14 protein-coding genes are annotated in these 14,982 nt (G+C 61.9%); 9 read left to right on the top strand and 5 right to left on the bottom strand.

Annotated elements, in window-relative coordinates; translation table 11 throughout:
• The first annotated feature begins 15 nt into the window (after positions 1–15).
• The 6 genes from BLW50_RS25990 to BLW50_RS25965 all read left to right on the top strand — a co-directional run bounded on the left by BLW50_RS25990 (position 16) and on the right by BLW50_RS25965 (position 5,711).
• Entirely contained in the window at positions 16–936 is a 921-nt protein-coding gene (locus tag BLW50_RS25990) for a branched-chain amino acid ABC transporter permease (RefSeq protein ID WP_090707730.1), read from the top strand.
• Complete coding sequence (livM, locus tag BLW50_RS25985) at positions 937–2,463, top strand: high-affinity branched-chain amino acid ABC transporter permease LivM (protein ID WP_244544395.1); 1,527 nt, start codon at positions 937–939, stop codon at positions 2,461–2,463.
• Positions 2,463–3,362 carry an ABC transporter ATP-binding protein gene (locus tag BLW50_RS25980; protein WP_090707729.1) on the top strand — a complete coding sequence of 300 codons (900 nt, stop codon included), beginning with the start codon at positions 2,463–2,465 and terminating at the stop codon, positions 3,360–3,362. The genes livM and BLW50_RS25980 overlap by 1 nt, the downstream gene beginning before the upstream one ends.
• Positions 3,359–4,081, top strand: a complete 723-nt coding sequence (locus BLW50_RS25975; RefSeq protein ID WP_090707728.1) for an ABC transporter ATP-binding protein — start codon at positions 3,359–3,361, stop codon at positions 4,079–4,081. The genes BLW50_RS25980 and BLW50_RS25975 overlap by 4 nt, the downstream gene beginning before the upstream one ends.
• A complete protein-coding gene (locus BLW50_RS25970) occupies positions 4,081–4,467 on the top strand; it encodes a DUF6867 family protein (protein WP_090707727.1) in 387 nt (128 codons plus the stop codon). Before BLW50_RS25975 ends, BLW50_RS25970 begins: the two co-directional genes overlap by 1 nt.
• A gap of 113 nt (positions 4,468–4,580) precedes the next feature.
• Positions 4,581–5,711: a branched-chain amino acid ABC transporter substrate-binding protein gene (locus BLW50_RS25965; RefSeq protein WP_090707726.1), complete on the top strand. Its 1,131-nt coding sequence runs from the start codon at positions 4,581–4,583 to the stop codon at positions 5,709–5,711.
• A gap of 62 nt (positions 5,712–5,773) precedes the next feature.
• On the opposite strand, the gene BLW50_RS25960 is transcribed toward BLW50_RS25965, so the two are convergent.
• From BLW50_RS25960 to BLW50_RS25950, 3 genes are all read right to left on the bottom strand, one after another.
• Positions 5,774–8,218, bottom strand: coding sequence for a TonB-dependent receptor (locus tag BLW50_RS25960; RefSeq protein ID WP_090707725.1), 2,445 nt, complete (start codon positions 8,216–8,218; stop codon positions 5,774–5,776).
• Positions 8,219–8,603: 385 nt separating this feature from the next.
• Positions 8,604–8,846 carry a hypothetical protein gene (locus tag BLW50_RS25955; RefSeq protein ID WP_090707724.1) on the bottom strand — a complete coding sequence of 81 codons (243 nt, stop codon included), beginning with the start codon at positions 8,844–8,846 and terminating at the stop codon, positions 8,604–8,606.
• 21 nt (positions 8,847–8,867) lie between these two features.
• The gene (locus BLW50_RS25950) at positions 8,868–9,596 is read right to left on the bottom strand and encodes a cytochrome c biogenesis CcdA family protein (RefSeq protein ID WP_090707723.1); all 729 of its coding nucleotides are present in this window, start codon (positions 9,594–9,596) and stop codon (positions 8,868–8,870) included.
• A 188-nt stretch (positions 9,597–9,784) separates the two neighbouring features.
• On the opposite strand from BLW50_RS25950, the gene BLW50_RS25945 reads away from it, so the two are divergent.
• The 3 genes from BLW50_RS25945 (at position 9,785) to BLW50_RS25935 (ending at position 11,981) form a co-directional block, all read left to right on the top strand.
• Positions 9,785–10,807: a P1 family peptidase gene (locus BLW50_RS25945; RefSeq protein WP_090707722.1), complete on the top strand. Its 1,023-nt coding sequence runs from the start codon at positions 9,785–9,787 to the stop codon at positions 10,805–10,807.
• Between the two features lie 224 nt (positions 10,808–11,031).
• A complete protein-coding gene (locus BLW50_RS25940) occupies positions 11,032–11,400 on the top strand; it encodes a hypothetical protein (RefSeq protein WP_090707721.1) in 369 nt (122 codons plus the stop codon).
• Between the two features lie 116 nt (positions 11,401–11,516).
• Entirely contained in the window at positions 11,517–11,981 is a 465-nt protein-coding gene (locus tag BLW50_RS25935; protein WP_090707720.1) for a cupin domain-containing protein, read from the top strand.
• 5 nt (positions 11,982–11,986) lie between these two features.
• Here the strand turns inward: BLW50_RS25935 and BLW50_RS25930 are convergent, their stop codons facing one another.
• Both BLW50_RS25930 and BLW50_RS25925 read right to left on the bottom strand, forming a co-directional pair.
• Positions 11,987–13,246 (bottom strand): MFS transporter, encoded by a 1,260-nt coding sequence (locus BLW50_RS25930; protein WP_090707719.1) that lies wholly within the window; start codon positions 13,244–13,246, stop codon positions 11,987–11,989.
• A 131-nt stretch (positions 13,247–13,377) separates the two neighbouring features.
• Entirely contained in the window at positions 13,378–14,940 is a 1,563-nt protein-coding gene (locus tag BLW50_RS25925) for a sulfatase family protein (RefSeq protein WP_090707718.1), read from the bottom strand.
• Positions 14,941–14,982: the final 42 nt, after the last annotated feature.

The following is a 14,982-nucleotide window of genomic DNA, read 5'->3' as shown; positions in this document are numbered from 1 at the left end:
AAGGACTGCAGCGCGATGTGGGCAAATTTCCTCGAACAACTGATCAACGGCATCACGCTGGGCTCGATCTATGGCCTGATCGCCATCGGCTATACGATGGTGTTTGGCATCATCGGCATGGTCAACTTCGCCCATGGCGATCTGTTCATGATCGCCACTTTCATCGCCCTCATAATGTTCCTGGCGCTGACCCAGCTCGTCGGCCTGTCGTCGATCTATGTGGCGATGTTCATCGTCCTGCTCGTCTCGATGCTGATCACGTCGCTGTGGAACTGGAGCATCGAACGATTAGCCTATCGGCCACTGCGCGGCTCCTTCCGCCTGGCGCCGCTCATCTCGGCCATCGGCATGTCGATTTTCCTTGCCAATTTCGCCCAGGTCTCGCAGGGACCGCAGGTCAAGCCGCTGCCACCGATGTTCAATGATGTGATCCAGCTGGCCATCGGCTCCGATGGCAGCCTGACGATCGCTTATAAGAAGATCCTCATCGTCGCGGTCACCGTCATCCTTCTCGCCGGTTTCTGGTATCTCGTGCAGAAGACTTCTTTGGGCCGCGCCCAGCGCGCCGTCGAACAGGACCGGCGCATGGCGGCGCTGCTCGGCATCGATGTCGATCGCACCGTCTCCATCACCTTCATCATGGGCGCAGCCCTCGCCGCCGTCGCCGGCACGCTCTATCTGGTCTACTACGGCGTCATCAGCTTTTCCGATGGTTTCATCCCCGGCGTGAAGGCCTTTACCGCCGCTGTACTCGGCGGCATCGGCTCGGTGCCAGGCGCCGTGCTCGGCGGCTTGCTGATCGGCCTGATCGAAACCATGTGGGCCGCCTATGTCTCGAACGACTATAAGAATGTCGCGGCCTTTTCCGTCCTCATCGTCGTGCTGATCTTCATGCCTTCCGGCCTGCTCGGCAAACCGGAAGTCGAGAAGGTCTGAATGATGCAGGAGGACAAACGCGCCGACGGCGCCGCCACCCTGCCCCGCCTTGCCCGCGCGCTGCGCGACGCCGCATTTGTCGGCCTGATCACCGCCGGCCTCTGCTTCCCGATGATCGCTTTGCGCGCCGAAGCGGACATGACCAATCACCTGGTGCTGCTGCAGCGCTGGGAATGGCTCGTTGGCGCGACGATGGCCATGTTCGCCTTCCGCTTCGCCTCTTCGATGCTGAACACGAAAATGGCGCGCGTGCTGGCGGCGCTCGCCATCGCTTTGCTGCTCTATGCCGCCGGCCACGCCTATTTCGCCGCCTTCCCATCCGCGACGACCATCGCCTTCGGCCTGATCGCCGGAGCGATCGTGCTGGCCCTGGCGATCGCCGCCGATCGTATCGATTTCGGCGGCGCGGGCCCGCGCGCGCCGATCAAGCTGCCGCAAGGCACCGGCACGGTCGTGGCGATTTTCGCGCTGGCCGCGGCACTCGCCTTCCCCCTGGTCACCAATGCCTGGCTCGGGCCGCAGGGCTCGCTGAAATGGATCAACAACTACGGCATCCAGATCCTGATCTTCGTCATGCTCGGCTGGGGTCTCAACATCGTCGTCGGCCTCGCCGGCCTGCTCGATCTGGGCTATGTCGCCTTCTATGCGGTCGGCTGCTACGCCTATGCGCTGCTCGCCACCAAATTCGGTCTGTCGTTCTGGCTCTGCCTGCCGCTCGCCGGCATTCTCGCCGCCTTCTGGGGCATCCTGCTCGGCTTTCCGGTGTTGCGCCTGCGCGGCGACTATCTCGCCATCGTCACATTGGCCTTCGGCGAGATCATCAACATCGTCCTGACCAATTGGATCGACCTCACCAATGGCGAGGCCGGCATTCCCTCGATCCCGCGCGTCACCTTCTTTGGCCTGCCGTTTACCGCCGGCGATGACGGTTTCGCGGCCCGCTTCGGCCTCGAATTCTCGCCGATCCACCGCACGATTTTTCTGTTCTATCTGATCCTGACCCTGGCGCTGATCACCAATTTCGTCACCCTGCGCCTACGCCGCCTGCCGGTCGGGCGCGCCTGGGAAGCGCTGCGCGAAGACGAGATCGCCTGCCGGTCGCTTGGCATCAACACCACCAACACCAAGCTCACCGCCTTCGCGCTCGGCGCCATGTTCGGCGGCTTCGCCGGCGCGTTCTTTGCCGTGCGCCAGGGCTTCGTCAATCCGAATTCCTTCACCTTCATCGAGTCCGCCTCCATCCTCGCCATCGTCGTGCTCGGCGGCATGGGCTCGCAGATCGGCGTGGCGCTTGCCGCAGCCGTCATGGTCGGCGGCACCGAGGCGCTGCGCGAACTCGACTTCCTCAAGACGCTATTCGGCAGCCAGTTCGATCCGAGCCAATATCGCATGCTGATTTTCGGCCTTGCCATGGTCATCATGATGATCTGGAAACCACGCGGATTGATCTCGACGCGAACGCCATCGATCTTCCTGAAGCACCGCAAAGCCATCGCCGGCGATCTGGTGAAGGAAGGTCACGGCTGATGCGCTGGTTGACGGACCCCGTTCTGACCGTTGACGGCCTTTGCATGCAGTTTGGCGGCATTCGCGCGGTGAATAGCCTGTCTTTCGCCGCCGGCCGTGGCGACATCACCGCGATCATCGGCCCCAACGGCGCCGGCAAGACCACGGTGTTCAACTGCATCACCGGCTTCTACAAGCCGACCTCCGGCCGCCTTGCCTTCGCCCGCGAAGGACTGGCCGCGCCAGCCGATATCGACACGTTGACGCGCTCGCCGAGCCGGCACCGGCGCATGGCGAGTGGTGACATCTATCTCTTGGAACGCATGCCCGGCCACGACATCGCCAAGAAGGCGAAGGTGGCGCGCACCTTCCAGAACATTCGCTTGTTCGCCGGCATGACCGTGCTGGAAAACCTAATCGTCGCCCAGCACAATGCGCTGATGCGGGCTTCCGGCTTTTCCATCATCGGCCTTGTCGCCCCCTCGCTCTATCGCGTGCGCGAACGCGAGGCGATCGATCGCGCCGTCTATTGGCTCGATCGCATCGGCCTGCACGACCGCGCCGACGATCCCGCCGGCGACCTGCCCTATGGCGACCAGCGCCGGCTCGAAATCGCCCGCGCCATGTGCATCGATCCCGTGCTGCTCTGTCTCGACGAACCGGCCGCCGGCCTCAACCCGCGTGAATCCGCAGACCTCACCCGGCTGCTGCGCGGCATCCGTGACGAGCACGACGTCTCGATCCTCATCATCGAGCACGACATGAGCGTCATCATGAACATTTCCGACCATCTGGTCGTGCTCGACCATGGCGTGAAAATTTCAGATGGTACGCCCGCCGCCGTGCGCGAGGACCCCAAGGTCATCGCCGCCTATCTCGGCACCGGCGACGAGGACGAAGAGGGAGGGCCGGCGGCATGAGCGCCCCCCTGCTCGAACTCACCGGGGTCGAATCCGGCTATGGCAAGATCATCGCCCTCAAAGGCGTCGACATGCGTGTCGATCAAGGCGAGATCGTCACCCTGATCGGCGCCAACGGCGCCGGCAAGTCGACCTTGATGATGACGATCTTTGGTTCGCCGCGCGCCCGCAGCGGCCGTATCGTCTACGACGGCCGCGACATCACCCAGATGCCAACCCATGACGTCGCGCGCCTTGGCATCGCCCAATCACCCGAAGGCCGCCGTATTTTCCCGCGCATGAGCGTCGAGGAAAACCTGCTGATGGGCGCGGCGCTCGGCGATCCGGCCAAACGCGCCGATGACCTTGAGCGGATGTTCGCCATCTTTCCCCGTCTCAAGGAGCGGTTGCATCAACGCGGCGGCACCTTGTCGGGCGGCGAACAGCAGATGCTCGCCATCGCCCGCGCCTTGATGACACGGCCCCGGCTGCTGCTGCTTGACGAGCCCTCGCTTGGCCTGGCGCCCCTGGTCGTGAAACAGATTTTCGATGTCATCCGCGACCTCAACCGGCGCGACGGCCTGACCGTCTTCCTGGTCGAGCAGAACGCCTTCCACGCCCTGCGCCTCGCCCATCGCGCCTATGTCATGGTCAACGGCCATATCACCATGACCGGCACCGGCGCGGAACTCCTCACCCGGCCGGAAATCCGCGCCGCCTATCTCGAGGGAGGCCATTGATGGAAGGGCTGCTCTATGCCCCCTCGGCCAATGCGCCCTGGACCTTTCTCGCCCTAACCGTGCTGCTCGGCGGCGCCACCGGCTGGGCGACGGGGCGCATCCTGGCCATGACCTGGCGCCAACTTTGGCAGATCGTGCCCTACGCCCTGGCGCTCGCCGCCGTGGTCGGCTTCCTGCATTATGTGCTGTTCCACGAAAACACGGTGCCGCTCGACACGATCATCGCCGCCATCGGCGCGCGGGATGCAACGGCCCTGGCAACCGCGCTGCGCTATTATGCCGTGATCTGCCTCGTCATATTCCTGTTCGCCGCCGCCGGTTATGCCGTGACGCGGGCCCGGCAGATGCGGCGCCAATACGGGTTCCAAGCCGACCCAACGAAATGAGCGGGCCGCTCTGGCTCCGGATGTTTACTGATGACTTCATGCGCAATTCAGGGAAATAATCATACTGATGGCGTCGGGCGCAGACGGCCACGCAACTGTCCGGAGGGACTCGAATGAAAAGAACATGGTTGGGACTCCTTGCCGCTGTCGCCGCAACGTTCGCGGCCGCTGGCCCGGGGCAGGCGCAGATTAAACTCGGCCTCGGCGGCCCCATCACCGGCGGCAGCGCCGTCTTCGGCTCGCAGATGAAGAACGGCGCCGAACAGGCGGTTGAGGACATCAATGCCGCCGGCGGCATTCTCGGTCAGAAAATTCAATTATTCCTCGGCGATGACGTCTCGCGCCCCGAGCAGGGCGTCTCCGTCGCCAATAAATTCGCAGGCGACGGCGTGAAGTTCGTCGTCGGCCATTTCAATTCCGGCGTTTCGATCCCCGCCTCCGACGTCTATCAGGAAAACGGCATCCTGCAGATCACGCCGGCCTCCACCAATCCGGTGTTCACCGAGCGCAAATTGTCGAACGTGTTCCGCACCTGCGGCCGCGACGATCAGCAGGGCGCGGTCGGCGGCAAATATATCGCCGAGAACTTCAAGGGCAAAAAGGTCGCCGTCATCCACGACAAGACGCCCTACGGCAAAGGTCTCGCCGACGAGATCAAGAAGAACATGAACAGCGGCGGCGTGACCGAGGTTCTCTACGAAGGCATCAATGTCGGCGAAAGAGATTATTCGGCGCTGGTGTCGAAGCTGCGCCAGCAGGGTGTTGATCTGGTGGTCTGGGGCGGCCTCTATCCGGAAGGCGGCCTGCTCGTGCGCCAGATGCGCGACCAGGGCGTCAACTCCGTGCTGCTGGGCGGCGACGGCATCGCCTCGGCCGAGTTCGCCGCTGTCGGCGGCCCCGGCGTCGAGGGCACGCTGATGACCTATGGCCCGGACCCGACCAAGCGCCCGGATGCCGCGGCCATCGTCAAGAAATTCATCGACAAGAAGATCAATCCGGAATCCTACACGCTCTATACCTACGCGGCCGTGCAGATTCTGAAACAGGCGATGGAAGCCACCCAGTCGACCGATCCCAAGAAGGTCGCTGAATTCATGCATTCGGGCAAAAGCTTCGACACGGTGATCGGCCACATCTCCTACGACGCCAAGGGCGACCGGACCGACTCTGACTATGTCATGTACATCTGGAAGAAGGCGGCCGACGGCAAGCTGATCTTCGAAGAGATGCAGAGCTCGCCGTAACGGCGCGGATTGCACCAGCAAGAATGATGATGGCCGGGCATCTGCCCGGCCATTTTATTTGATCAGAACTTTGCTGACAGCATGATTTGAGCGGAGCGGCCCGGCGCGATGAAGACGAAGGGCGCGGCGCTCTGATACAGCGCATCGTAGTAACGCGTGTTGAAGATGTTGTTCACGAACAGCTTCAACGTCAGCTTGTCGTTGATCTTGCCTTCCAGGAACGTATCGAACCGCCAATGGGACGGGATCGACGTTCCCTGATTGGCGGCCAGCAGCGTGCCGCCGTAGATCCGCGACATATAGGTCGCCTGCCCGCCGATCTCGAGCCAGTTCGTGACCTGATATTTGCTCAACAGGTTGAACGACTGATGCGCGACATTCGCCAGCTTCAGACCGACATTGCTCGGCACGGCCGATTGATCAACGCGCGATTCCATTAAGGTCATGCCGCCGAAGACGCTCCACTCCGGCGTGATCTTGCCGCCCAGGCCCAGATCGATACCCTGCACGTGATAGGACGCGCCTTGCACGATGGTGTTGCGCACACCGTTCAACGTGATCGATTCAAGCGCATTGTCGACACGGGTGTGGAACAACGCCGCCGTCAGCAAGAGATGCCGATCGAACAGCTCCCATTTGGTGCCGATCTCAAACGCTTTGTTGCGCTGTGGCGCGAAGACCTGATTGACCGGAGCGATCGGATTGAACCCGCCATAGGCGAGCGACGAACCATCGAGCGCCGATCCAACCGGATTGGACGACGTGGCGTAGGCGGCATAGACGCTGGCATAAGGCAGCGGCTTGATGGTGATGCCGGCGTTGTAATTGACAAGCCCCGACGTGGTTCCAACCGTACTGCCGGCCTGCGACGACCTGATGTTGTAATTGTCGTAACGCAGACCACCGTTCAGGATGACCAGATCCTGATAATTGACGTTTTGAATGAGGTAGACGCTTTTGGTATCGACCCTGGTGGCGATGGGATTGCCAGTGAGAACCGGCGAGCCGGAGAATGGCAAGAGGTTCGGCGGATTGAAGATGGAGGCATTCATCACCGAGCCAGAGCCGCTGAAGCCCCCAGGCAGCGCCTCCGACGACAGCCCCTTATACGTGTCGTAGCTCACCTGTTCGCGCGAGAATTCGGTGCCAACCGATGTCGTGCTCTTGACCGGGCCCACGTCAAATTTGAACGTCGCGTCGGTTTGATCCGCCAACACCGTCGTCACCTGATAGCGGCTCTGCGGATTGCCGGTATAGGTCAGCGTGGTCAGGTTCGGCGATTCCGGGATGGTGCCGAGATAGTTGAGCACCGACCGCTCATAGCGGAACTTATTGCTCACCGTCAGATGCTCATTGACCGCATATTCGGTGTTCTGGGTGAGGATGTCCTGCTTGACCTTCTGGAAGTCGCGATTGACGAAGCCGTAATAGGTGTTGCGCGGCACGCCGGTTTCCGTGAATGGCGCGCCAGCGGCGGTGTTATATGGCACGCCGAAGTCCGGCAGCATGTTCAAGTCGATATGCATATAGTTGGCGGTGACCTTCAACTGGTCGTTGGGCTTGAAAGCCACGGCCAGCAAACCGCCCCAGCGATCGTCGAACACGAAGTCACGGCCCGCGACATTGGCCTGCTGGCCCATGCCCGCCGCGCGGATGGACAGCGCCGGGGAGATCACCTGATTGACGTCGAAGGTCAGGCGCCGTGTTGAATCCGTGCCGACCGTCGCATCGGCTTTGTAGAAATTCTGATCCTGCGCCTGTTTGGTGACGATATTGACCGCCCCACCCGCCGTGCCGCGTCCCGCGAAGGAGGACGACGGGCCGCGCAGGATTTCGACCTGTTCAGTGAAGAAATTCTCGCGGATGCTCACCGCCGGATCGCGCACGCCATCAACGAAAACGTCATTGCGCGCATCGAAACCGCGAATGAAGAAGCGATCGCCGAAGGCATTGCCGCCCTCGCCCGTGCCCAGCGTCAGGCCCGCCGTCGTGCGCGCCAGATCGCGAAACGATGTCGCGTTCTTGTCTTCGATGATTTCCTTGGTGAGAACGGTCACCGTCTTCGGCGTGTTGAGCAGAGGCTCGGCGAATTTCGACGAGGCCAGCCGATCCGCCTTATAGGGCGCCGCCGCATCGGCATAAGGATTACTGCCAGGCAGGCGCGCGAATGTCGGCACGCTCGTGGCGCCGGCGGGAGAGGATGTCGGCTGCGCGGGGGCTGGCGGCGTGCGCGGCGCCGCACGGCGCAGAGCAACACGTGCGCGTGTATGGGCCACGCTCTGGCGTGGCGGCGCGCTGCGGTGATGCACCACTGGCGCATCGACCGTGACCGACGGCAAAGGCTCGCTCTGCTGCGCCTCGGCATTGCCCACCGAACCCGCCGTCATGAGAACGGCGGCCGCCGTCGTCACGAGGCTTGATGGATCGATACCGACACGAAACGACGAGCCCAAAGACGCGCCCACGACATTCGCGCGCAGCGAACGCGGCGTTTTTCCAATAGTCATCTGCAACCCCGGCCACCTGTAGAAATACTGGCGTAAATACCAAGTCGGTCATTGCAGAAGGAAAGATGACGGTCAAAGACTCTGTTTTAGAACGATTATCATTCGTCGCCGCGCTTCCGTTCGTCACAGCGGGCAGCAGCAACGTCCCATCGATCTCAGTTTAGATTTCTTCCAAATTAAAGAAGCGGCGAAAGCAAAGTTATTCCCGCGCGATTGCTGCGCAGGATCAGCCAACGTCGATGGGCGAGGCTGGAAACCAGCAGCCTTGTCGAGACGCGCCGTGGCTTGCACAGACGCCGTCAGTGACCATCACAATTTTATTCATCGTTGCCGTTGGGCCACACGACATCAGCGCGCGCTTAAGTCCTTTGCCTAAACTTCTTGCTTAAGCTTCTTGGCTCGGCGGCTTCATCAGCGCGAACAATTCATCCACCGACTGCTGCGCCACGGCCCTGATCCGCTCGGACGTGTCCGCGCCGCTGATGTCGATGCCCGCGATGACGGCTTTGATCTCGTCGCGAAAGCCGGTGAGGAAGCGCAGCGGATCGGGCGAAGAATTGGCGACATGCGCGACCAGCCCGGTGATGAGAATCTGGCAGGCGAGCATCCGGCCGTTCAACTCTTCCATGCGTCTCTCCTGAATACGAAATCAGCCGAACGTGGCGAGTCCGGGAAAAACGTCAAGCAGCCAGAACGATACCGCCTGCATGCTGCCGGTCAGGAAAGCGACGCCGGTGACGATCAACAACACACCGACCACTTTCTCCACCGTGCCGAGATGGCGCTTGAAGCGACCGAGAAATTCCATGAACGGCTCGATGGCGAAAGCCGCGATCAAAAACGGAATGCCAAGGCCAGCCGAATAGACCGCCAGCAACAAAGCACCGTGCCCTGCCGTGCCCTCTGCGCCCGCGATCGTCAGGATCGCCGCCAGGATCGGCCCGATGCACGGCGTCCAGCCGAAGGCGAAGGCGAGGCCCATCACATAGGCGCCCCACAGCCCGACCGGCTTGCGCACCTCAAGCCGCGCTTCGCGATACAGCAGCGCCAGGCGCCAGACGCCAAGAAAATGCAGCCCCATGGCAATGATGGCGACACCCGCCAGAGCCGACAGCAGGCCGAAATATTGCCGGATGAGCTGGCCGAACAGCGAGGCCGTGGCGCCGAGCCCGACAAACACCGTCGAAAAGCCGAGGACAAAGAGCACCGCCGCCAGCAACACGTCACGCCGCGTCCGCCCGGCCCGGTCACTGGCCAGCTCCTCCACCGTCGTTCCGGCGATGAAGGTTAAATAGGGGGGCACCAGCGGCAGCACGCACGGGCTGAGAAACGACAACAGACCGGCGATCAAGGCGGCAGGCAGAGAAATATCCGACATTACACATCCGATGCGCCTGAGGGCGCGACAACGCAGAAGCCGCCCGCGCACCCGTGGCGCGAACATGCTAGATCAGCCCTCTTGCTTAAAACCTAGGCGCTGGCCATGCAAAGCGGCGGAACGCCACCTCGCCAAGAGGTGATCAAGAGGTGATCCCGCCGTGATCGAGCCCTGATGGAGCTAACCCCTTGCTGAACCTGATTACCGACGTCGCAGGCCTGAAAATCGGCAATGCCCATGACGAAACCCTGCTTTCCGGGGTCACGGCGGTTATTTTCGACGAGCCGGCGGTCGCCTCCATCGCCATCCACGGCGGCGCGCCGGGGGTGCGGGATACCGCCCTGCTCGAGCCGGACATGACGGTCGAGCGGATCGACGCCCTGGTTCTCTCCGGCGGTTCCGCCTTCGGCCTCGATGCGCCAGGCGGCGTACAGGCGGCGCTGCGTGCCCAGGGGCGCGGTTTTGCCGTCGGCTCCGTCAAAATTCCGATCGTACCCGGCGCCATTCTGTTCGACCTGTTGAACGGCGGCGATAAAAACTGGCCGCGCATGCCGCCCTATTGGGAACTCGGCCATGCGGCGGCACAGGCGGCGGCCCGGGATTTCGCCATTGGCTCGGCTGGCGCGGGTTTCGGCGCGACCACCGCCAATCTGCGCGGCGGCCTCGGCTCGGCCTCTTGCCGCACGGCCGGCGGCTTCACCGTCGGCGCGCTGGTCGCCGCCAATGCGATCGGCAGCGCCACCATCGGCTCCGGACCGCATTTCTGGGCCGCCCCTTACGAACAGAACGAGGAATTCGGTGGCCTTGGCCTGCCACAACGGATCGAGCCGGCCGATCTCGATCTCGTCATCAAGGGGGCGGCCGCCCCGGCGCCCGAAAATACGACCATCGCCATTGTCGCCACCGATGCACTCTTAACGAAAGGCAGCGCCCGCCGGCTCGCCGTCATGGCCCATGACGGCATGGGTCGCGCCTTGCGCCCTTCGCATGCGGCGATGGACGGCGATTTGATCTTTGCCGCCGCCACCGGCCGCGCGCCAAAAGTGCCAGATGCGCGCGATCATATTGAAATCGGTCAGGCTGCGGCCGATTGCCTGGCACGCGCCATCGCGCGCGCCATTTTCGCCGCGGCGCCAAGCCCAAAAATTCCTGGTGTGAAACCGTCTTGGCGGGAACGTTTTGTTAACCGCGATGTTTCACACACGAACTAAATCAGATCGCATTTCTATCGAAATGCGATCTGATTTGAATCTCTATTTTGATGCGTCTTTGTGCAGTTTGGCGATTCCGCCAAACCGCGCAATGCTATCGCATCCGAACAACTACTGAGATGGCGCGGCTTTTGCTTCACATGTCCGTGACAAGACGATCACGCCATGGTTGCGCCGCAATAGCGAGTGTAAAACGTGCGAATGTCGGGTCCGGGAGCTCAGAGATGAGGCAACTTGCAAAAATCGCGATCGTTGGAGCGATGTTGCTTGCTGTTGCGCCGGCTTACGCTCAAGAGCCGATCCAGCAGGAACAGGCGCAAGCCACGAACTGGCCCGAACTCCTGAACGATCTCTATCGTCTCGATCTCGCCATCGACCGTTGCGACCAGGTTCTCCCCACGGGCGAAGAAATGATCCGCCTTGAGGATGCCATCGGCTATGTCGAGCGCCGCGTCGATATGTCGAAGGAAGCCCTCGACGAGGTTTTCTCCAAGCTCGAATATGAGACCGTCGCGGACCGCAACGATTTCTGCGCGGCGATGACCAATGCGGTGGACGAAATTCGCAAGATCCCGGCCGAATACCAAGACTGAGTTTTCTTGAATTGAGTTTTCTTGGATTGAGCTTTCTTGAATTCAGCTTGTTGGATTGAGCTTTCGTGAAGACTTCCCGGCGATAGTGCCTCCTGTACAAACAGGAGGCTTTTTTAATGTCATCGCCCGACTTCGCCGCCGCCGCGCTCGACGCGGTCGTCCTCGAGCCGGCGCCTATCAACCCCGAATGGATCGTCACCGGCGCCCCCCTGGCCCGCTCGGTGGAGATCTTCCGTAGTCCAGACGGCGCAGCCACCTGCAATGTCTGGGATTGCACGGCGGGAACGTTCAAATGGTATTTCGGTGTCGACGAGACCGTGCACATCCTGCAGGGCGAGGTCGAAGTGACCGCGCAGGACGGTTCGGTCCGCGTGCTGAAACCCGGAGAAGTCGCCTTCTTCGCCAGCGGCACCTGGGCGACCTGGCGCATTGAAAACTATGTGCGCAAACTCGCCTACTGCCGCCATTCCATGCCGCTGCTCTTAGCCTACTCGCTGCGCGCGATCGGCAAGCTGATGCGCATGTCCGGCCTCAAGAGTGCCGCGCCCGACAGCGGCCTCGGCGGCAACAAGGTCGCTTAATCGAGCTAGCCCTTCTGGCGCGGCGCCATCCGGTCCGAGGTTCCAATAAAATAGGCGATCGTGCCCACCACGATCAGCCCGAACAGGAACCACAGCACCGGCAGATAGGTGCCGTAAAAATCGTGCAGCAGCGCCAGCACCACGGGCGACATGGTGCGCGGCAGGATCGACACCGTCGTCATCGCGCCTGACACGGCCGCATAGCCGCGCAGGCCGAAGATTTCGGCAATCACCGTCTGGCGGACGATCATGATGACGCCGCCAGCCGCGCCATGCACCAGCGCAAAGAGGAAATTGCCCGTGGCGCCATAGGAACCCGCGAAAATCAGGATCAACATGCCGACGCCAAACATCGGAAACACGATCCGCCCCGTGCGGCGCGCCGACCCGACCGGATCGAGCACATGCGTGATGATCCGCCCGACCACTGCCGCCGGGCCCGTCATCGAGAAGATCACCACCGCCAGGGTCTGCGGCAGGCCGCGCTCGTCGAGCAGCGGCACCAGGTGAATGGTGATGCCGGACATGACGAACCAGTGCACGCTGAAGGCGATCGCCAATGTCCAGAAGGCGCCGGTGCGCACGGCCCGCCGCAAGGGCGACACACCTTGCGGCGCCGACGGCAAACGCCCCTCCGAAAGCGCCAGCTTGCGACGCTCGAATTCTCCCGTGCGGCTGCCCACCGTGCCGCGCAGGGTGAAGAAGCAGATCAGTGTCGGGCCGAAAGCCAGAATGGCCGCCAGCGCCATCATGCCGGCGCGCCAGCCATAGGCCCCCATGATCAAACCGACCACAGGCGGCACGACCGCCGAGGACAGACCGCCAATGATCGCCGCATAGGTGAGACCCCGGCGGAAATCCTTCACATTGGCGGTGACGACCGAGGCGGGAATATTGCCCAGCAGCATCGACTGCGAAATGCCGACGCCGATGAAAGTCACATAGAGTTCGGTCAAATTGCTGATGTGCGGAACGCTGGAGAGCGCCACCGCACCGACGAGCCCGCCGCCGGTCATGATCCAGCGGCCGCCGCGCCGATCCATCAGATAGCCGAAGGGAATGGCGAAAATATCGGCCACCACCAGAGCCAGAGTGAAGGCCGAAGCCACTTCGGTGGCGCTCCAGCCGAACTCCTGGTTGAGCGGCTTCAGAAACAGAGCAATCGAATGCCAGAGCACGCCGATAGCGATCAGCTGAGAAATGGCAACGCCCCAGATGATCCGGTTTTCTCCCGGCGCCGTCTTGGCTCCCTGCTCGCTGCTCATCGTCCCCACCCCGGTCCGGCGGCTGATCCGGACCGGCACCTCAGCGACAGCTCTCTGTCGCTGAACGAGTCTTAGAACGAATCGCGTTTCGATAGAAACGCGATTTTTGCAGGCGCCTTATGCCAAAAGCCTCATGCACGTCGGCGCGCGTGCGGGCTCTTATCGACGTTTTCCAAGAGCTCGTGAACGAGGCGCTCGGTGAGTTCGGCGCGCACCGCGGCATAGGCCGGATCGTCCCACACATTGTGCGTCGCATCGGGATCCTTGTGGCGATCGTAGAGTTCGCCCCACGGCATGCCCTTGTACAAGGTCAGCCGATGATCGGCGGTGATCAGCGTGCGCACCACGGCCGATTTCTCGAAGCCCATGCGCGGCTGCGTGTCCTCATATTCGACCACCAGCTCGTCGCGCAGCTCATGTGCCCCGGCGACATTGCCGAGCAGGCTCTTGCCCTGAATGCCCCAATAGGGTTTCAGGCCGGCCCTGTCGATGATCGAGGGCGCCAAATCGATGGTCGACGACAGAGCGTGCGACACCCGCGCCGTGCGATCCGCCGGATCGGACCAGATCATCGAGACGTTGTTGATGGAATCGAGCATGATCGCGCCCTTCAACATCAGATTGAAGTCGCCGAGATAGTCGCCGTGGTCGGAATTGAACACGATCACCGTGTTCTCATATTTTCCGGAGGCTTTCAGCGCGTTGATCACCTCGCCGATGGCATCGTCGATCATGGTGATCATGCCGCAGGACAAAGCCATCGCCTCGCGCGTCTCGCGCTCGTTGGCCATGAAAGCCTCCTGCGTCTGCGCCTGCCGCGTGCCCTTGGTCCAATGGTCGTGCAGCCAACGCATCGGCGGCGTCGGATTTTTGTGGGCTTCATAGGGCAGCCGCGGATGGAAATCCTTAGGATCGTACATATCCCAATATTTGCCCGGCGGCGTGAACGGGTGATGCGGATCGGGGAAAGAGACGAAGGCGAAGAATGGCTGATCGTCACCCTTGGCGGCATTGATATAATCGATGGCGCGATCGCGGATGAAGGACGTCGGGTAAAGCTCCTCCGGGATCGGCGTGCGCACCGCCTGCGGGCAGACATAGTCATGCGGCAGCTGATTGGCCTTGTCGCGCCAGAAATCGGCCTGGTTGGTTTTCGATTTCAGCCACTGATAATAATGGCCGTTGCACTGGTCGCTGTGGTTGGTGACCATGTCGACATGGTCATAGCCGTAATATGGCGTCCTGATCTTGAAGAATTCCGGGCTGGCGTAACGCGACGGATCTTCCTGATCATAATCGCCGTCATCCTCCTTCCAGGCTTCCTTGATGACACCGAGTTCGTCCGGCTTATAGCGCTTCTGCGAGTCGATGCCGGTCATCGGCTGCACATGGCTCTTGCCGATCAGCGCCGTGCGATAACCGCCGGCCCGCAGCACGTCGGTGAAAGTGTTGGCGCGCATAGACAGATCGCAGCCGTTGTGGCGCAAGCCATGAGCACTGGGAAAGCGCCCCGTCAGCAGCGAGGCGCGATTGGGCATGCACACAGGCGAAGCCACATAGAAGCGATCGAAGCGTGTGCCATTGGCGGCGAGCCCATCGATATTCGGCGTCTTGACGATGGGATGGCCGGAGCAGCCGAGATAATCGGCGCGATGCTGGTCAGTGATGAAAAACAGAAAATTAGGGCGCGACATAGAGGCCTCGTATCAGCGTTTCCAAACGATCTTTGTTTCCAA

It is taken from the genome of Beijerinckia sp. 28-YEA-48 (assembly GCF_900104955.1).
In the GTDB taxonomy this organism is placed as follows: Bacteria; Pseudomonadota; Alphaproteobacteria; order Rhizobiales; family Beijerinckiaceae; genus Terripilifer.
The sequence above is the reverse complement of the archived record's forward strand: the minus strand, read 5'-3'. Positions and strand labels throughout refer to the sequence as shown.